Source organism: Bacillus sp. EKM206B (genome assembly GCF_011066015.1).
Taxonomy (GTDB): domain Bacteria; phylum Bacillota; class Bacilli; order Bacillales; family Bacillaceae; genus Bacillus; species Bacillus velezensis.
The window spans coordinates 36,899-53,238 of sequence record NZ_JAAMNL010000016.1 but is presented as its reverse complement, the minus strand read 5'-3'; the positions used below and the strand labels follow the sequence as shown (position 1 = coordinate 53,238).

At 41.1% G+C, this 16,340-nt stretch carries 31 protein-coding genes, 2 tRNA genes and 1 rRNA gene; 30 read left to right on the top strand and 4 right to left on the bottom strand.

Annotation, left to right across the window (positions count from 1 at the left end; all coding sequences use genetic code 11):
- From rrf to G9F50_RS19330, 3 genes are all read left to right on the top strand, one after another.
- Nucleotides 1–76, top strand: a 5S ribosomal RNA gene (rrf, locus tag G9F50_RS20890); the annotation flags it as partial.
- A gap of 46 nt (nucleotides 77–122) precedes the next feature.
- A tRNA-Asn gene (locus G9F50_RS19335) sits at nucleotides 123–197 on the top strand.
- 2 nt (nucleotides 198–199) lie between these two features.
- A tRNA-Thr gene (locus G9F50_RS19330) sits at nucleotides 200–272 on the top strand.
- Between the two features lie 108 nt (nucleotides 273–380).
- Here the strand turns inward: G9F50_RS19330 and G9F50_RS19325 are convergent.
- The 4 genes from G9F50_RS19325 to G9F50_RS19310 all read right to left on the bottom strand — a co-directional run bounded on the left by G9F50_RS19325 (nucleotide 381) and on the right by G9F50_RS19310 (nucleotide 3,321).
- Nucleotides 381–1,559, bottom strand: coding sequence for a tyrosine-type recombinase/integrase (locus G9F50_RS19325; protein WP_095061729.1), 1,179 nt, complete (start codon nucleotides 1,557–1,559; stop codon nucleotides 381–383).
- Complete coding sequence (locus tag G9F50_RS19320) at nucleotides 1,546–2,076, bottom strand: ImmA/IrrE family metallo-endopeptidase (protein ID WP_095061727.1); 531 nt, start codon at nucleotides 2,074–2,076, stop codon at nucleotides 1,546–1,548. Before G9F50_RS19320 ends, G9F50_RS19325 begins: the two co-directional genes overlap by 14 nt.
- 78 nt (nucleotides 2,077–2,154) lie before the next feature.
- A complete protein-coding gene (locus G9F50_RS19315; protein WP_095061725.1) occupies nucleotides 2,155–2,763 on the bottom strand; it encodes a hypothetical protein in 609 nt (202 codons plus the stop codon).
- Nucleotides 2,764–2,994: 231 nt separating this feature from the next.
- Entirely contained in the window at nucleotides 2,995–3,321 is a 327-nt protein-coding gene (locus G9F50_RS19310) for a helix-turn-helix domain-containing protein (RefSeq protein ID WP_025284106.1), read from the bottom strand.
- A 159-nt stretch (nucleotides 3,322–3,480) separates the two neighbouring features.
- Here G9F50_RS19310 and G9F50_RS19305 point away from each other — a divergent pair, with 159 nt between their 5' ends.
- The 27 genes from G9F50_RS19305 (at nucleotide 3,481) to G9F50_RS19175 (ending at nucleotide 16,273) form a co-directional block, all read left to right on the top strand.
- The gene (locus G9F50_RS19305) at nucleotides 3,481–3,714 is read left to right on the top strand and encodes a helix-turn-helix domain-containing protein (protein WP_053285433.1); all 234 of its coding nucleotides are present in this window, start codon (nucleotides 3,481–3,483) and stop codon (nucleotides 3,712–3,714) included.
- A gap of 67 nt (nucleotides 3,715–3,781) precedes the next feature.
- The gene (locus tag G9F50_RS19300) at nucleotides 3,782–3,976 is read left to right on the top strand and encodes a helix-turn-helix domain-containing protein (protein ID WP_053285432.1); all 195 of its coding nucleotides are present in this window, start codon (nucleotides 3,782–3,784) and stop codon (nucleotides 3,974–3,976) included.
- 85 nt (nucleotides 3,977–4,061) lie between these two features.
- A complete protein-coding gene (locus G9F50_RS19295) occupies nucleotides 4,062–4,328 on the top strand; it encodes a helix-turn-helix domain-containing protein (protein WP_038455948.1) in 267 nt (88 codons plus the stop codon).
- A gap of 1 nt (nucleotide 4,329) precedes the next feature.
- Entirely contained in the window at nucleotides 4,330–4,608 is a 279-nt protein-coding gene (locus G9F50_RS19290; protein ID WP_095061723.1) for a hypothetical protein, read from the top strand.
- 1 nt (nucleotide 4,609) lies between these two features.
- Entirely contained in the window at nucleotides 4,610–4,786 is a 177-nt protein-coding gene (locus G9F50_RS19285) for a hypothetical protein (protein WP_164512106.1), read from the top strand.
- Between the two features lie 160 nt (nucleotides 4,787–4,946).
- Complete coding sequence (locus G9F50_RS19280) at nucleotides 4,947–5,141, top strand: hypothetical protein (protein WP_053285430.1); 195 nt, start codon at nucleotides 4,947–4,949, stop codon at nucleotides 5,139–5,141.
- Nucleotides 5,142–5,253: 112 nt separating this feature from the next.
- Nucleotides 5,254–5,439, top strand: a complete 186-nt coding sequence (locus G9F50_RS19275; protein WP_053285429.1) for a hypothetical protein — start codon at nucleotides 5,254–5,256, stop codon at nucleotides 5,437–5,439.
- Nucleotides 5,436–7,424, top strand: coding sequence for a hypothetical protein (locus tag G9F50_RS19270; protein WP_095061721.1), 1,989 nt, complete (start codon nucleotides 5,436–5,438; stop codon nucleotides 7,422–7,424). Before G9F50_RS19275 ends, G9F50_RS19270 begins: the two co-directional genes overlap by 4 nt.
- Nucleotides 7,421–7,672, top strand: coding sequence for a hypothetical protein (locus G9F50_RS19265; RefSeq protein ID WP_053285427.1), 252 nt, complete (start codon nucleotides 7,421–7,423; stop codon nucleotides 7,670–7,672). The genes G9F50_RS19270 and G9F50_RS19265 overlap by 4 nt, the downstream gene beginning before the upstream one ends.
- On the top strand, nucleotides 7,665–8,405 hold the full coding sequence (gene bet / locus G9F50_RS19260; RefSeq protein ID WP_095061719.1) for a phage recombination protein Bet: 741 nt from the start codon (nucleotides 7,665–7,667) through the stop codon (nucleotides 8,403–8,405). Before G9F50_RS19265 ends, bet begins: the two co-directional genes overlap by 8 nt.
- The gene (locus G9F50_RS19255; protein WP_053285425.1) at nucleotides 8,402–9,103 is read left to right on the top strand and encodes an MBL fold metallo-hydrolase; all 702 of its coding nucleotides are present in this window, start codon (nucleotides 8,402–8,404) and stop codon (nucleotides 9,101–9,103) included. The genes bet and G9F50_RS19255 overlap by 4 nt, the downstream gene beginning before the upstream one ends.
- Before the next feature lie 200 nt (nucleotides 9,104–9,303).
- Nucleotides 9,304–10,059 carry a hypothetical protein gene (locus G9F50_RS19250; RefSeq protein ID WP_053285424.1) on the top strand — a complete coding sequence of 252 codons (756 nt, stop codon included), beginning with the start codon at nucleotides 9,304–9,306 and terminating at the stop codon, nucleotides 10,057–10,059.
- 5 nt (nucleotides 10,060–10,064) lie between these two features.
- A complete protein-coding gene (locus tag G9F50_RS19245; RefSeq protein WP_053285423.1) occupies nucleotides 10,065–10,346 on the top strand; it encodes a replicative helicase loader/inhibitor in 282 nt (93 codons plus the stop codon).
- On the top strand, nucleotides 10,321–11,619 hold the full coding sequence (gene dnaB / locus G9F50_RS19240; RefSeq protein WP_053285422.1) for a replicative DNA helicase: 1,299 nt from the start codon (nucleotides 10,321–10,323) through the stop codon (nucleotides 11,617–11,619). Before G9F50_RS19245 ends, dnaB begins: the two co-directional genes overlap by 26 nt.
- 14 nt (nucleotides 11,620–11,633) lie before the next feature.
- Nucleotides 11,634–11,816 (top strand): hypothetical protein, encoded by a 183-nt coding sequence (locus G9F50_RS19235; protein WP_053285421.1) that lies wholly within the window; start codon nucleotides 11,634–11,636, stop codon nucleotides 11,814–11,816.
- A gap of 96 nt (nucleotides 11,817–11,912) precedes the next feature.
- Complete coding sequence (locus G9F50_RS19230; RefSeq protein ID WP_053285420.1) at nucleotides 11,913–12,371, top strand: RusA family crossover junction endodeoxyribonuclease; 459 nt, start codon at nucleotides 11,913–11,915, stop codon at nucleotides 12,369–12,371.
- Nucleotides 12,341–13,033, top strand: coding sequence for a hypothetical protein (locus G9F50_RS19225; protein WP_053285419.1), 693 nt, complete (start codon nucleotides 12,341–12,343; stop codon nucleotides 13,031–13,033). The genes G9F50_RS19230 and G9F50_RS19225 overlap by 31 nt, the downstream gene beginning before the upstream one ends.
- A gap of 134 nt (nucleotides 13,034–13,167) precedes the next feature.
- On the top strand, nucleotides 13,168–13,347 hold the full coding sequence (locus tag G9F50_RS19220; RefSeq protein ID WP_053285418.1) for a hypothetical protein: 180 nt from the start codon (nucleotides 13,168–13,170) through the stop codon (nucleotides 13,345–13,347).
- Entirely contained in the window at nucleotides 13,344–13,595 is a 252-nt protein-coding gene (locus G9F50_RS19215; protein WP_053285417.1) for a DUF3850 domain-containing protein, read from the top strand. The genes G9F50_RS19220 and G9F50_RS19215 overlap by 4 nt, the downstream gene beginning before the upstream one ends.
- Nucleotides 13,588–13,863, top strand: a complete 276-nt coding sequence (locus G9F50_RS19210; RefSeq protein WP_053285416.1) for a hypothetical protein — start codon at nucleotides 13,588–13,590, stop codon at nucleotides 13,861–13,863. The genes G9F50_RS19215 and G9F50_RS19210 overlap by 8 nt, the downstream gene beginning before the upstream one ends.
- A 71-nt stretch (nucleotides 13,864–13,934) precedes the next feature.
- On the top strand, nucleotides 13,935–14,138 hold the full coding sequence (locus tag G9F50_RS19205) for an XtrA/YqaO family protein (RefSeq protein ID WP_053285415.1): 204 nt from the start codon (nucleotides 13,935–13,937) through the stop codon (nucleotides 14,136–14,138).
- Between the two features lie 39 nt (nucleotides 14,139–14,177).
- Nucleotides 14,178–14,399 carry a hypothetical protein gene (locus G9F50_RS19200; protein WP_095061716.1) on the top strand — a complete coding sequence of 74 codons (222 nt, stop codon included), beginning with the start codon at nucleotides 14,178–14,180 and terminating at the stop codon, nucleotides 14,397–14,399.
- Nucleotides 14,400–14,445: 46 nt separating this feature from the next.
- Entirely contained in the window at nucleotides 14,446–14,730 is a 285-nt protein-coding gene (locus tag G9F50_RS19195) for a hypothetical protein (protein ID WP_053285413.1), read from the top strand.
- A gap of 21 nt (nucleotides 14,731–14,751) precedes the next feature.
- Nucleotides 14,752–15,015 carry a hypothetical protein gene (locus G9F50_RS19190; RefSeq protein ID WP_053285412.1) on the top strand — a complete coding sequence of 88 codons (264 nt, stop codon included), beginning with the start codon at nucleotides 14,752–14,754 and terminating at the stop codon, nucleotides 15,013–15,015.
- Nucleotides 15,012–15,446 (top strand): hypothetical protein, encoded by a 435-nt coding sequence (locus G9F50_RS19185; protein ID WP_053285411.1) that lies wholly within the window; start codon nucleotides 15,012–15,014, stop codon nucleotides 15,444–15,446. Before G9F50_RS19190 ends, G9F50_RS19185 begins: the two co-directional genes overlap by 4 nt.
- Nucleotides 15,447–15,548: 102 nt before the next feature.
- Nucleotides 15,549–15,935: an ArpU family phage packaging/lysis transcriptional regulator gene (locus G9F50_RS19180; RefSeq protein ID WP_095061714.1), complete on the top strand. Its 387-nt coding sequence runs from the start codon at nucleotides 15,549–15,551 to the stop codon at nucleotides 15,933–15,935.
- 176 nt (nucleotides 15,936–16,111) lie between these two features.
- Nucleotides 16,112–16,273 carry a hypothetical protein gene (locus tag G9F50_RS19175; protein ID WP_014304372.1) on the top strand — a complete coding sequence of 54 codons (162 nt, stop codon included), beginning with the start codon at nucleotides 16,112–16,114 and terminating at the stop codon, nucleotides 16,271–16,273.
- The last annotated feature ends 67 nt before the right edge of the window (nucleotides 16,274–16,340 follow it).

Genomic DNA, 16,340 nt, shown 5'->3' with positions numbered 1-16,340 from the left:
CGAACACGGAAGTTAAGCTCTTCAGCGCCGATGGTAGTCGGGGGTTTCCCCCTGTGAGAGTAGGACGCCGCCAAGCTTTTTTATTTTATCTACCATGTTTTTGTTTATGAAGCTTATAATATTCCGCAGTAGCTCAGTGGTAGAGCTATCGGCTGTTAACCGATCGGTCGTAGGTTCGAGTCCTACCTGCGGAGCCATTGCTTCCATAGCTCAGCAGGTAGAGCACTTCCATGGTAAGGAAGAGGTCAGCGGTTCGAGCCCGCTTGGAAGCTTATCTAAAATACGTTGATCTGAAGCAGTTTCCGCATGTTATGGAACTGTTATTTTTTTTGTCTGAAAATGATTTGGGTGGCAGAGAGGTGGCAAATTAGCAATTACCTTTAAGATGTTCTTAATAATTTGTTGATTGCGTCTGCCACTAGCGTATCCGATTCTTGGCCGGCATGAGTATAGACATTCAATGTAGTCTGTACATTTGCGTGACCCAGACGTTGAGAAATTGCTTTGATGTTTAATCCCGGCACTTTTCCAATTTGATTTATCAGCATGGTCGCATGGGAATGACGCATGTCATGTAGCCGGCCAGGCTTAATTTTATGTCTTTGAACAAACCTTTGCCAATAGGTATTAGGTGATGTTGGGTATTGTGGTTTCCCTAAGTCTCCCCCAAACAATAAAAGTTTTTCTGTCCCTTGCCAGAGTTCCCCTAACATCAACCGATTTCTCTTTATTTCCCGTAATAAAATCGCTGCTTCTTTCATTACATCTGCAGGCATTGTGATTTTACGGAATGAGTTACTTTTGGGTTCTTTAAATCTGTATCCATTCTTTTTCGTATATTGTAATGACTCATCAATTCTAACTTCGTTTGTGTCAAAGAACAAATCCGATTCATCAATGGCTAACAGTTCACCTTTCCGAAAACCACCGGTAAAAGCGAACTTAATCATAACCCTGTTTCTCAGCGGTGCATGCTCATCGAGTAAATGGAAGATCTCCTTGATTTCTTCTTCAGTATAAATGTCATACTCTTTATATTTTTGTTTTGGACGTTTAACACTTTGAGCTGGATTCTCATCTATGATATGCCATTCGGCAGCTCTTCCTAATATATCTCTTATGATCCGATATCTAGCGTGAACACTTGATGTTGAAACGTTATTTTCTTCTTGGTATTCATCTAAGAAATTTAGAATATGAATTGGTTTAATCTCATCTAAGTACATATCACCAAAGTATGGCAAAATTTCTTTTCCCATAATATATTCATAAGTTTCAATCGTCTGATCATCTAAATGTTGAAGGGCATATTTTTTCTCCCAGTCTTTTATAAACATCCTAAAAGTTCTTTTTCCAGGTGTTATATATGCGCCGGCTTCAATTTCTGTTTTGAATTTATACCATTCGCTCTCAAGATATTGGCGAAGCTTCTTTTTAGTTTTCAATAAGGCTTGATCATCTATTTTTATAGTTTTTACTTTCCGTTTACGTTTGCTCTTAGTGCCAATATCAACGACTAAACGGAAAGATTTATCATTTCTTTTTTCAATAGTTGGCATATAAGATCTCCTCCTCCGTATATTTTTGAGTTAGGAAAGCATGATATTTAAAACTGAATAGCTTACGAAGATACATATCCAGGCGTGTCTCTGCGAATGGATACGTAACTTGAAATAAGTTGGATATGTAGGTTATTGCCTCTCGTTTGGTCGCCGGTAAAACGAGATTCTTCAACATAAAAGTGGGAACTGCGAAGTGATACATAAAAGCATTTGCCTGATTCTCCTGCAGCTCTCTAAATAGGGATGGGATCTTGTATTGAACACCGACATGATTAATGTGATGGCAGAGTTCATGGCAAAAATCTTCCCATTGTTTCTTTTTAGACATACGTGAATCAAGGATAATACAAGCCATCCCCAGTAATTTCACAGCTACACTCTTTTCATTTTTGTAGTAAATTAATATCTTTAATCGTTCTGCGATTTTTTCTAAGTCTCCAGTTCCTGGCTCAGTAATTCCTATACCGGAATAAATAGATCTAATTCTTTCTTCAAGTAATGATAATTGAAACAAAATAAATCCTCCTGCAGTAACTACAAACCTATGTTCGGTTTTTTTGTTTAAAAGAAAAGCCTGAAAAGCAGGCTCATTTTAATGCTCTAAGTTAATCTTTATATCCATCTTATCCCCTAGTGCTGTAGCATTCTCATCGCTTGGTGATGCAACCCTTAGACGAATTGAATCTAGATTTTCTATATCCTCTTCATTTTGAAAGATATAAAAAACAGATCCACTGTCTTTTACTTTCCCAATATACTCTCCGAGCAGGTCGTCACTTTCATCAAGAGAAGGTTCCTCAACTTGTACTCCGGTGCTTGTAGCAAGTTTTATACTATCTGGAGTGAAATTGACTACTCCATCAGATGTGTTCTTCGCTTCCAGTTCAAGTTCAATAAAAGGCGTTTTCTCATTAGCCACCGCTGCAATTACTCTTTTCACAGTCAGTTGCATAGGACCGGATTTAGCTGTGGTTTCTTTATTGCTTATGGCCGTTACTTTTGCTGTTCCACCATCAATTTCATATAGATCTCCAACTTCGTTGGGCCCGTTTTCGGAAATATCCTGACTCTCCGACAAGCTATTATCAGGAACACTGTTTTTGGTCCCGGAAGATGAAGAAGAAGGCTCTTCACTATTTTTGCAGGCTGTGAGCAACACGAGCGAAGCAATTAATAGCAAAGTCCCCAACCTCTTAAACAAATTTTTGTCCCCCTTTGATTTTCTTTATATCTCAATCAATTTACTTATTCGTGAACAGTTTATTTTACAGTACACGCTTACCGCAAAGCCTTGGTAATTCTACGTTTTCACGGGGCTGAAAATTTTTAATTTAACACTTAATTTTCTTTTTGTTAAACAAATGCTAAACAAATGTTTTACCAGAAGAAGAATTAAGAAGTTAAGAATTAAGAAGTGAAGAATGATTGTCTGCTATTCATCAAACCCTTTTTTGAGAAGATACTCTAAAAGCTCTTTCGCTTGTTCCTTGGTGATTTTTCCGTCACGGCCAGCAATTAAGGTTTCAGGGTCATTTAAGAGTTCATCTATCTTTGAGTCATGGGAGTCACCTTTTAGAAGGTAGTCTGTAGAGACATCCAATACTTTAGACAAACTAATAATTTCTGAATCAGTAATAGGGCGAGTACCTTTTTCTATACGGTTCATAACAGCATAATTTAGGTTTACACGGCGAGCCAACTCCCTTTGGGACCAGCCTTTCCTTTCTCTTAATAAAACGATCCGATCACCTATATTCAATGTTTTCACCACTTTCCAAGTAAGACAAATGATATCACGTTTCCGATATGGAAACAAAAAAAGTTTCTAAATTGTAAACAAAAATCATTGACATTTCTAAAACAGAAATGTATTATGTGATTACAGCGTTTCTAAAACAGAAACGAAAGGAGTGAAGAAATGCAGCAGCTTAATTTAATTTTCATCAAGAATAGAAGAAAAGAATTAAAAATCTCTCTGCAATATATGGCGACAAAATTAGGTTTCAAAACTGGCTCAAGTTATTTGAAATATGAGCAAGGCCTATACGCTTTTAAAGCTGAACAATTGCCGATCTTAGCACACCATTTACAATGCAAAATAACAGATTTTTTTGCGGAAAACGTTTCTGATTTAGAAACAAGTAGTGCTTAAGGGATTTCGTAATGAGAAATGAACCGTTAATCCCTAAAAATAATGATTAATGGTGAGGTGTGAAATTTTGCAACGGACAGCATTAAGCCCTCAAGAAACTGCTGCTTTTTTGGGGGTTCATAAAGAAACCATTTATAGCATGGTAAGAAACAACCAAATTCCTCATTTTAGGGTGGGGAGGAAGATTTTCTTTAGGGTTGATTCACTCAATGCATGGATAAAAGAACAGGAAGAAAACAGCGTGCTTACTATTGAAATGTAGATTTCTTCCACCTAAGAGTACAACATGCTCCGACACAAATCTGTTCTGTTTCAGAACATGTTCCATTTTGGAACATTGAGGGGGGGTGAACAAGTTGAAATTAGGGGCACTACTTCGAAGCACACGGGAGCGGGCGGGTCTTTCTCAAGAACATCTAGCTGAATTACTACACCGATCCCGCAGCTGTATATCAAAATTTGAAAACGACAAAAAATCTTTAGATGTTCCTACATACGTACGATGGATGGAAGCGACAAATGCAAAGGAGGCAATGATCGCAACGTTATGCGGCATTGATCCGAGCGCAGTCGCTCAAAGCATCCAAAACATCATGACTCTATTTGGAGGTTGAAATGAAAAACGAAATGGAAAAGCCAATCTATACGGGCATTCATCATAGTGGAATAACACTGGAAATGATCTGTATTGAAACATTGCACACAAGAATCATGGAAGCGTTAAAAACGGGAGACACAGTTAAAGCGTTTGAGGCTCATAAAGATGTGTTGCGTTCGTTGATCCAGATTAAACGATATCAGACTGCCGAACGAGTGGAAAAGTTGAAAGCATCATCAAAAATAGTATCTGTCGAGTATCCGGAATCATTAAAAAAATTGAGAGGAATGGTTTGAAATGAAATTTGTCTTGTCTGTCAGCAAAGTCATGAAGGGGAGCCAAGTTAGAGAAAAGATTGAGGAGTCACGTGAAAATCCTGCGAAATTATACTTAGCAGACGCTGAAGCGAGAAAAGAATGTCAAATCAGAATGGAACAAATAAAAAAGCAGCAAGCCGGCACGCTCACTGCATAAAACAAATGTTCGTATCTATTATACCGCTCTTTTGAGAGCACGGCAAGTTTGTTCTTGTCGTCAGGCCAGGGGGAGAGGCGCTTATCCCACAACCCCCTTGACTTTGTCTCTTTCTCTGGTCTGACGATGCGTGCAAGCATCAGAAAGGAGTGTGAGTAAATTGGGTAATACATTTGACGCTGTGGAGGACTTAGTTGCGGCAACAAAAATTATCGGTGAGCTCCGTGCAGATATGTCGATTGTGAAGACAATGGCATCCTTATTGGCAGAGAGTAAAGATATTAACGTTCTGCAGAATACATTGAACAAAATATCTGATGACATTTCAGCATCATTGGCAAAACACAAATTTTAAGCATTAAAAAAGCTCACTGTGCAGAGTGAGCTTCAGAAGGTGTTGCAATCTTTGGTACTACCAAGTTTACTTTATCACCTTCCAAAAATCAAATATTGGAGGTCTTTGACAAATGAACGAAGTTTTTTACACTGAGCCATTTAGCGAGAATTATCGCGATCAGGTCAATCTGGCATCTGCCGGGGGATCTATCTCTTTTGATATTCAAGGGAATGCGGCTTTTCGTTTTCCTACTGCCGCCGCTCGTGAGGAATATCGCGCTCTTAAACAAAGAGCTGAAGGAGGTGGCAACAAATGAAAAAGGAAATGAAGCTATTGAAGTTGGAACTGCTGAATTTCAAGGGTGTTAAGCAATTCACCCTTGATACTCAAGGTGAGAATGCCAAGGTGTACGGAGATAATGCCACTGGTAAAACAACCCTATTTGATGCCTTCATCTGGCTGCTGTTTGACAAAGACAGTCAAAACAAAAAGGATTTTCAAATTAAGACACTGACAAAAGAAAATGAACCGGTATCTGGATTGAATCATGAGGTAACAGGAGTTTTCGTTGTTGACGGTTGTCATCTCACTCTTAAAAAAGTTTATTCCGAGAAATGGACGAGAAAGCGCGGTAGCAGTCAGGCTGTATTTTCTGGCCATACCACAGATTATTTTATTGATGGTGTGCCGGCAAAGAAAAAAGAGTTCAATGATCGTGTAAATGGGATCATTTCGGAAGATATTTTCCGCCTTGTCACTTCTCCATCATTTTTCAATGAACAAATGAAATGGCAGGACAGACGAAAGATTCTCCTTGAAATTTGCGGTGACATTACGCAAGAAGAAGTTTTTAAAGCGAATCCATCCGTAAAGGCTTTAGAGAGCATCTTAAACAAACGATCAATTGAGGATCACAGAAAAGTAATCTCGGCCAAACAAGCGGAGATAAATAAAGAGTTGAAGGCGATTCCTGTCAGGATTGATGAAGCGCTCCGGTCGGTCGAGGATATATCTGAGCTAAATGAACAGGAATTAAACGACGAAATCAATTGTCTCCAAAATGATATCGATTTATTGGATGATCAGCTGCAATCCGCTCGAAACGGAGAGGCGGTATCGGAAAAAAGAAATGCCATCCTGCATATAGAGAACGAGCTTCAGGAAATGAAAAATGCTCATCAGGAGAAAGAATACAGCAATATCAGGGCACTGAAAGAAAAACTGTTCTCAGTAAAAAATAAGCTGGAGGAAATTTCTCTGGAGATTAAATCGAATACCCGTCAGCTGTCGCTTGAAAAAGACAACCAGGAAAGATTAACTGCGGAAATCCAGTCGCTGCGCCAGAATTGGCTCGATAAGAATGAGGAAACGTTTGATCAGCATCAAACTGAATGCCCTACATGCGGCCAGGCATTACCGCCGGAACAGGTTGAACAAGCGAAAGAGAATTTCAATTCTCACAAAAGCAGTGAATTAGAAAAAATTAATGAGCGGGGTAAATCGCGTAGCGAAGAGCTGAAGAGATCAGAAGACATAATTGCAGAAATAGAGTCATCCGCTCAAAAACTGCAGAAGGATTATGAGAGCAAAAGTGAGGAATGGTCACAACTTGATACTGAAATCAAGGCGGCCGAGAGCAACATGTCAGATATCACCACGGATGATGCTTACAAAAACAAACAATCAGAAATTGATAGCATCCGTAAACAGATTGAGCAATTGGAGTCATCAAAGAACGAAGCAATTCAATTGATCAAAGATGATATTAACGGCAAAAAACAGGAGATGCTGCTGCTTCAAAAAGATTTGGCGAAAATTTCGCATTCTAAAAAAGTGAACAAGCGGATCATGCAGCTTGAAGAGGAACAGAAGGGCTTAGCCGAGGAGTATGAAGGGCTTCAGCATCAACTCTATTTGACTGAGGAATTTGTTCGTACAAAGGTAGATCTCCTGGAAGAAAAAATAAACAACAAATTCAAATTTGCCCGCTTTAAGCTCTTTAAGAGTCAGATCAATGGAGGTCTTGAAGAGACGTGCGAAACGCTATATGAAGGCATTCCGTACTCTTCCGGCTTGAACAACGCCGCCCGAATAAATGTTGGACTGGACATCATTAATACCCTTAATGAGCATTACGGCATTTCTGCTCCAATCTTCGTAGATAACTCTGAAGCGGTGACTAAATTGATCGATACAAATTCACAGATTCTCAGTCTGATTGTCTCTGAAAAAGACAAGCAGCTGCGGATTGAATTAGAAGATAGTACGCTCATTCCAGTGGATTGTGAGGTAAGTGCATGAGTGAAATTGTCACAGTAACAGTAGTTACGGGGAAAGGTTGGGAAGATCAACGCCGTGAAACCTTGCGTATAAATTCGGAAGAGATTATGCATGTGGGTCCGCTTTCTGAATGTCCAGAAGATGCGATTTTAGAAAGAGATTTAGTCGGACCCTCCGACTTTGCTGAACTGCTTAAAAATTTTCTAATTGAGCATAAGGGAAAACAGGTGAAATTTGTGTACGAGGATGAGGAGGATTCAAATGAGTGAAACCACAGAATTAATGACAAAACAGGTTGAGTTTTCAGTGAATGGTGAATCTGTAAAGCTTACGGGAAAAACAGTTAAAAACTTTTTAGTTCGCGGAAACTCTGACGTAACTGATCAAGAAGCAGCAATGTTTATAAACCTTTGCAAGTATCAAAAACTTAATCCGTTTTTAAATGAGGCTTACCTTGTGAAATTTAAAGGCTCACCCGCTCAAATGATTGTTGGTAAAGAAGCATTTATGAAGCGTGCAGAGAATAACGAACAATTTCAGGGGTTTAAAGCTGGAATTATCGTTGAACGTGAAGGGGATATGGTTGAACTAGAGGGCGCAATCAAACTTCCCAAAGATAATCTAATTGGAGGGTGGGCTGACGTTCACCGTGCGGATAGGCAGCAACCAATTTCCGTGCGTATAAGCCTGGATGAATTTAGCAAAGGACAATCCACCTGGAAGACAATGCCCTTAAATATGATTCGAAAAACAGCAATAGTAAATGCCCTGCGTGAAGCTTTCCCTAATAGTTTAGGAAATCTATACACAGAGGAAGAGGAGCAGGCTAACGATGATATACCTGCTGAAGAACGGGTGCGCCGTGAGGTAAATGAAAACGCGAATACAGAGGTTATCGATATCGAACCAATTCCGGATCCACAAACAGAACAGCCGGAGCCGCAACCAACAAAAAAAGATGAGAAGCCTTCAGTCTTTGAAGGGAACGGACCAGACTTTTGATTGAAATTACAGCCCTGTCATCGAGCAGTAAGGGGAATTGCTATCGGGTTACCGATGGTAAGACCCCGCTTCTGTTGGAATGTGGTATCAGCTTTAAACAAATGCAAAAGGGCTTTCAGTTTAGAATGTCTCAATTCGCTGGCTGCCTTGTCTCTCATGAACATGGGGACCACTGCAAGGCTATTAAGGATGTTCTGAACGCCGGCATTGATTGTTATATGTCTCCTGGGACGGCCGGAGCAATTGGCCTCACTCATAACAGAATTAAGCCTGTGCCCGTAAAACAGCCGTTTAAGGTTGGTTCCTGGTCTATTATGCCCTTTGACGTGCAGCACGATGTAGCGGAGCCGTATGGCTTCCTATTGGCGAATGACGCCGGGGATAAACTGCTTTTCGCCACTGATACCTATTACATACGCTATAGGTTCCCTGGTCTCACTCATATCATGGTGGAATGCAATTACTCAGAGGAGATATTGAATGAAAATATTGAGAGCGGCATTACCGCTCCCGCCATGAAAAAGCGCCTTTTACAATCTCATTTTAGTTTAGAAAACGTCAAGAAATTTTTAATGGCCAATGATTTAAGCAAAGTACAGGAGATATGGCTGCTTCATCTTTCAGAATCAAACAGCGACGAAAAGATCTTTAAAGAAGACATCATGAAATTGACAGGAAAGGTTGTCTATATCCCGTGAGTGAACTGATTAAAACTACGTATCCTTATTGCTATGTGTTTTTGGCACAGACTTCTGCTCCGCATATGAGAAAAGCTGTGCTTGAGAATTATATTAAGACATTCATGAGCAAGTATGAGCCGAGCCTTGAATATGTGGCTATTAAAGGCACTTACGCTCTTTGTCGAAGAAAATAAACTCTTTGGAGAGGAGGAAGGCTCTTGTCAGGCTGGGTGAAATTATACAAGTCAGTCGTCGATCATGAGATCTTTACAGATAATGTGGGCTTTAGGCTATTTACCTTCTTAATGGCTAAAGCAGCTTATCAGGACGGTATGAAAATAAATGATTATGAATTGAAGAAAGGACAATATATCCGCTCGTATTCAAAACTATGTGATGATTTAGCAGTAAAAAAGGGACGAGGGTTAACCAGATTTACGAGAGCGGCAATTAAGGCTGCAGCTGAAAGGCTTCAAGCAAAAGGCATGATTGCTGCAGAGGAAACGGAATACGGAATGCTCTGGACCATTGTGAACTATTCGAAATTTCAAGGCTCTGAAAGAATCGTAAATGAAGAGAGCTTTTCAGAAAGGCGGCAAATATCCCAACCAATTGATGAGAAACTGTCTCCTTTCCAAAAAATCGAGGAAAAGTACCTGTCCCGAAAGGGCGGCATGTTTACAACCCCATATGATGTGGCTGCCATAAACAGAATCCTTGATCAACAAATTCCAATTGGGGACGTCCTGACTTGGATAGATGAAATATTTGATCGTTACGTTCCTAAGCATCGAGCGGATGGTATCAAATCCTTTACTTACTGTGAGCAAGGTATTTTAGACAGGTGGCACGCTAAACAGAATCCACCTCCAAAAACAAACGTTTCGGAGTTCCGGCCGCGCGGATCAAAACAAGAGGAGAGTTTTGCCGCACTTGAAGCATATGCCAAAGAAAACGGCATTTCGATGGGGTGATCATATTGAAAAAAGAAGAAGCAATGAAAATTCTAAGGCGGCTCTCCGCCGCGTATACCCGCTTTGATTTAACAGGGGATGTGGGTATGGAGCGGATTGGATTATGGATGGAGCATCTGACTGAAATGCCGTTCAAACCTGTTTATGACAAAGTCAATGAGCATATTTCTAATAAACCATTTCCTCCGACTATCTCAGAAATTAAAGTCAAACAACCAGAGAAAAATGAGTTTTTAGAGCAACAGAAAGAGTGGGAACGGAATGCAAAACATGCTAAAAAACCTTGAAGCAGAAGAGAGCCTGTTGGGCTGTATCCTTGTTGAAAATGAATTGATTAAGGAAACCACCTTGGAGCCGAAACACTTCGCAGATGAGCGGCATAAACGGATTTTTAAGGCTATGCGAGATGTAGATTCCTCTGGCCAGCCTGTTGAAATCGTGACGGTGGTTACAGAGTTAGGAGAAACTGTCGAAGCGATCGGCGGCACCGGCTATCTTGTCGATTTAGCCAGTGCTGTTCCATCTGTTATTAACTTCGAGACCTATCAGACATTAATCTACGAAGCTTTTAAACTGCGTGATATGCAAAAGGCCGCTCTTGATTTTGCAAATAATCCAAGCGATGAGGGAATTTTGCAGGTTTATCAGAAGACCGTGGAGCTGCAGGAGATCGGTGTTACAAATAAACGAACTAAGATGGATGTTTTAACCGAGATTTACGAAGACATGTATCAAGAAAAAGGAGAAATAACAGGTGTGGAATCCGGTTTGGCCGATTTAGATGCTATGACTGGCGGCTGGCAGGACAGTGATTTAATTATCGTAGCTGCCCGGCCTTCTATGGGAAAGACTGCTTTCGCTCTAAGTTTGGCGCAGAATGCAGCGCTAAAAGGTGGGGTTGTCGATGTTTTTTCTTTGGAGATGTCCGACCGTCAACTCGTTAACCGGATGCTCAGCAATTTAGGTTCAATCGAGGGTACAAAATGGAGAAACCCGCACAAGTATTTCAGTGAAAAAGACTATGAAAATGCAAATCGGGCCATTGGTGAATATGAAAAATTAGACATCTATATTCATGATAAACCGTCACAGTCAGTGGCTGATATTCGTTCTGCCATTCGGAAGACCAAAAAGGACCACCCGGACAAAAAACATTTGGTTGTGATTGATTATCTTCAATTAATCCGACCTATCGGCAAATTTGAAACGAAAAACTTAGAGGTCGCAAGCATAACGGGCGAATTGAAGAACATAGCCCGGACCTTCAATGTGCCAATCATTCTTCTTTCTCAACTTTCTCGCGGCGTTGAGCAGCGGCAAGATAAGCGGCCGATGATGTCTGACCTTCGAGATTCAGGCAGCATTGAGCAGGATGCCGATATCGTTAGTTTTCTCTACAGGGATGACTATTACGATAAACAAAGCGATCTGAAAAACGTAGTGGAAATCATTTTTGCAAAACAAAGAAACGGATCCGTCGGCACTGTCATGGCTGCCTTTATTAAAGAGTACGGACGATTCTTAAACCTTGATAGACAAATGGAAGCCCTTGTGGGTTAAAAAGGAGCGGTTTTATGCCAAATAATGAAGTGGAGAAGCGGAGAGAATTTCTAATCAATGAATTGATTCGGTATGGCTATTCCATTGAAAAAGGAGCGGACTTGAGCCATTTGACGCTATTCGATCTGGAGAACCTCACAATTCAAGTAAAATGCCAGTTTGGCCGCAAGCTATCCGAAGAGGAGGAATCCTGCTGATGTACACCGTCCTGGCACTCATTTACGTGGTAAAGGAAGGCGAACAGCAGGAAATGATCATACAGCAGTGGATTCAGGATGACGGGAGGTAACAGCATGATCCAATTTACTATTTATGGGGAGCCAGTTGCACAGGGGCGCCCCAGGGCAGCCACAAGAAACGGCATGACCAGGTTATATGATCCAAAGAAATCAAGGGATTTTAAGCAATACGTTAAACTTGCCGCCTCAGATCATCGGCCAAGTTCCTTGCTGACGGGCCCGCTTGAGTTAAGAGTCAAGGTCTATAAATCTACCTTGAAGAGTTTCAGTAAGAAAAAAGCGGCTGAAGCTGAACAAGGATTACTAAGACCCAGCAAAAAGCCTGATGTGGACAATTATATAAAGGGCATTAAAGACGGCTTAAATAAAGTCCTCTGGCATGATGACAGTCAAATTGTAGACCTCCATGTCAGTAAGTATTACAGCCAAAACCCAAGAATCGAAATTCTAGTAAAACCACTATCACAAGAGGAGGAACAATTATGTCTTTCGTTGACTTCAAAGGAATCGTAAAAAAGGTGAACCACAAACCCAAAGGAATTACCGAGGTCGTTCTGGAGGTCCCAACTAAAGAGGTAGGAAGCGGCATTCAAAATTTAGCCGAGATGATTGATAAGGACGTTCAGGCGCAACTGGAGAGCGAGGTTGTACAGTTTAATGTACAAGTCAACGCGCTCACCGATCGCCCGATTATTAATTACACAGTTGGCTCTGATGGAATTGTAAAGGTAGCAGATCCGGAACCAGAACAACTTGAGGCAAACCTCGGGCTTCCTAAAGAGAAGCCAAAAATCGAAGAAGTAACAGAGGAAATCGAGAGAAAGGTTGTTGACTCCTTCATTACTGAAGATATGGCCCCGATCCTTGATGGATTCCCTGTATACATTACTGAAATGGCTAAGCGGCGCATAGAGGGTGAATCATACCGGAAGATTGCGAATGATTATGTAATGTCTGCAGAGGGCCTTATAGACCTTATCAACGAGTACAGAAAAGAAGTTGCTCCGTATGCTCAAGCTTGGTGGGACTGGAAGCAGGATCAGGAAGCGGAGGCAGAGCCGATGGAAAAGCAGGCGCCGCGTGTTCCTCTTGATGAAGCTGATAAACCCGAGCCGTCAACCGAGGATGAAAAAGAGGATGAGAATAAGGACGAGGACGAACACGGAGCGGCATAAATGGGGAGAAGGAAAAAGCAGCCGCGTTGGTATCTGCTGTTTCGCATAGAGGATGGACAAGCTGTCCACCTCTATGAACCTTTAAAGAAATACGAGCTGGTGAGCCGGATCCGGAATGGATGGAGGGTAAGAAGATGACAGAGAAGAGAAAAAAGCTCTTAGAAAAATTGAGTGATTTCCGCATGGTTCCTGGCCATGGTCCTGATCTTTCCGCGATGACAGATGAGCAATTAGAAAAACAACTATGGTTTTTAGAAACTGCTTTCAAGACGGCTTGGGAAGAAGCAGATAATGAGGACGGTGATGATATATGAGCGTAAGACATCATCTGAAAATCTTACCGGAATATTTTAAAGCGCTGAAGGATGGCCGAAAAACTTTTGAAATAAGGCACGATGATAGAGGATTTAAGGAAGGGGATACCCTCTCTCTAAATGAATGGCAGGACGGATACACTGGCCGCTCAATTGAAGTAGAAGTGACATACGTTACAGATTTTGAACAGAAGTCAGGCAATGTCGTTCTCGGCATTAAAAAGAAAGTAGGAGAAGGCGATGATTGAGATATTTGAAGGTGATTGGGTAAGAGCAAAGGGGAACGGGATCGTCGTAACGGGATATGTAGAGGAAATCAGAAGGAACTCAGTTGTTATCCGCCTTGTAGATGGAGAAATAATAAATGCTTCAAGCCGGGTAGTGAAGAAGATGGATGACACGCTGCATGCCGAAGACCTTGATACAATGATTGATTTTTCCTTATTTATGGGGGATGAAGAATGGTTTCGGGAATTGTCTGAACTGAAATACAAACGCGGTGCCCGTATAACATAAAAAAACCGCAGCACAAGGCCCCGGTTTTAGTTAATCTCGACAATTAATTATAACACGGGGAGTGCTGCAATATGAACAGACCTGAAAAAATTGAAAATTTACATCAACTTTCCGTTAAGGACTTAATGGAAGATCAAAAAACGAAGCTGATCATCTTGGATGGCTCAAGCGGGTCAGCCTATCTTGTAGATACACCGGAATATGGAAAGACCATTGTACAGACAGCCAATAGCAAGCACACAAAGCTGAATTACGATTATGGCTTCTTGCCGTAACGCGGAGGGGAACTCCCCTCTTTTTTTGGAGGAATGTTTATGGCCATGAAGGGAGAATGTCTCAGCGCAGACATTACACCGCTTGAAAAAGGAAAAGAGTATTTCCTCTTTCCTTTAGGAGAAAGTCATTTCTACGTATCAAAATTTAACAATGTAAACGCCCATTGCGGAGCCTATCAAAAGAAACTATTCCGGGTAACTGATGCCAGTCAGAGTGAAGTGCCTGAACCGAATGAATGGCATCAAATGAGTTTGTTTTGATTCCAAATCAAATAGCAGGGACATTCCCTGCGGGGAGGAAACGGAAATGAGTGAGAGAGTTGAACGGTTAAAACAGCTTACTTACATCCCACAAAAGGAAATAGGATGGCTTCTTGAACAAGCTGAACTGGCTGACAAACAGCGGGCTATCATTGAGGAACACCAGCGCCAGCAGGACATTGCGGTCAATCAATTTCGGCAGGCTCAAAAGGACATTCAGCATCTAAGCGGGGAAAGGAGCAGATACAAGAAGGCTTTACAGCAAACTATTAAGAATATGCAATTCACTATAACGGTTGCCCAAAATGAATTGGAGGGGGAAGCAAAATGAATGAATTGGGAGTGAGAAGACATGGACGGAAGATATAAGCGGTTTATCGTATTCGGCTATGATTTGTTTTACCCGAGCGGCGCCCTGTCTGATAGCATATTTGACTTTGATTCAATCGACGAACTGACAGAACAAACACGAAACACACCTGAAAGATTTTTATACGACACTTTGGAGATATTCGACTTGCAAGAACGAAAAATCATCTGGGAAGGCGGTTCGAGTATCTCTTACCGAGATTTAAAAAAGATTGAAGAGATGATGAAGGAGGATGCACAATCATGAAAAAACGATTCAAATCAATCATGCTATCAGCAGTATTACTTACGGGAGCCGCGGCCGTTGCGCCGTCTGCTTCCGCCGCATGGTCCGGTTGGCAAAATGAATCCGGGTACAGCGGCCGGGTGTTTACGGATGCCACGACTTACACGGCCGGCGCCTCAACGGTGGACTGGAAAGCCGAGAAGAAAGGCTCAAGGGCACTTTATTACACGGCTGGCGTGTACAAGAAGCGTAGCGGCGGCGGGCTGACTGATACAAATTTGGTTCAGCGGGGCAGCTTCAAAACGGCAACGCCTCTGAAATCATTCAATGTGAAATCGATCCGGAATAAGACCGGGAAAGGAACCTATGTCATTCAGCTGGACTGCTATTCTGATTCCGGCAAACGGAACTATATCGGAACATTTGAATCAGCGAAATTTTACGTCAAGTGATTCAATTTCGTTACCAAATAAAATGAGCAATTGCGGACATCAGACATTCGGCATAAGGCTGGGTGTTTGACGCCCGCTCTATTACTTTAAGGAGGGAACAGAGTGCAAGCAGTCAAACAATTGTCATTCATTCCAGAAGTAAATGAAAAAGAAGTACGTAACATCGTCATTAAAGAGCTCAAAACGTATAGATCATTAAAAACCCAAGCGGAAAATAGACAAGAGCAAAAGGAAAAGGGAATCATCGGGCTGTTTCCGCAGTTACGAAAAAACACTGATTATAATGAGCTGAAGGTCAAGCAGATGGATAGGGCGCTAGAGAACTGCCTTGACCAAGATGAGCGCAGTATTCTTGAAAAGAAATATTTGTCTCCAAGAAAAATAAAGGATTTAGAAATTATGATTGAGCTCGGCCTCAAAAGAGATAAGTTTTATCAGGTGAAAAGACAGGCCATCTACAATATCGCGACAGCGCTCGGAATAATCTGAGGGCTGTCTTTTTGTCCGTTAAATTAAATTCATCTTTAGAGTCTCAGCCAAGCGAGAAGGCTTTATAGTCAAGGCTTTTTTCACTGGTGCACTTATTGGTTGCACGATAAAATTGCAATAACTGAAAGGAGGGGTGCAAGTGATAAAAAGAAAAAGGACTCAGAGGAGTTTAGATAATGGATGATAAAAAGAAAGAGGTTCAAAGAAAATATAGAGAAGAGATTAAGAGAAAGAAACAGCAAAAAGAAGATGATAAAAACTTCACAAGAGAAGCCTTTATTGTTGTGACGATAATCGTGCTGTTTATTTTTTTGAATTTCATGTTCAAAAGTTTTTAACAAAAAATCCCTTATCCCCACTTGTACTTATTACCTATTAAGTTTATTATTGGAATAGGTAGAATAT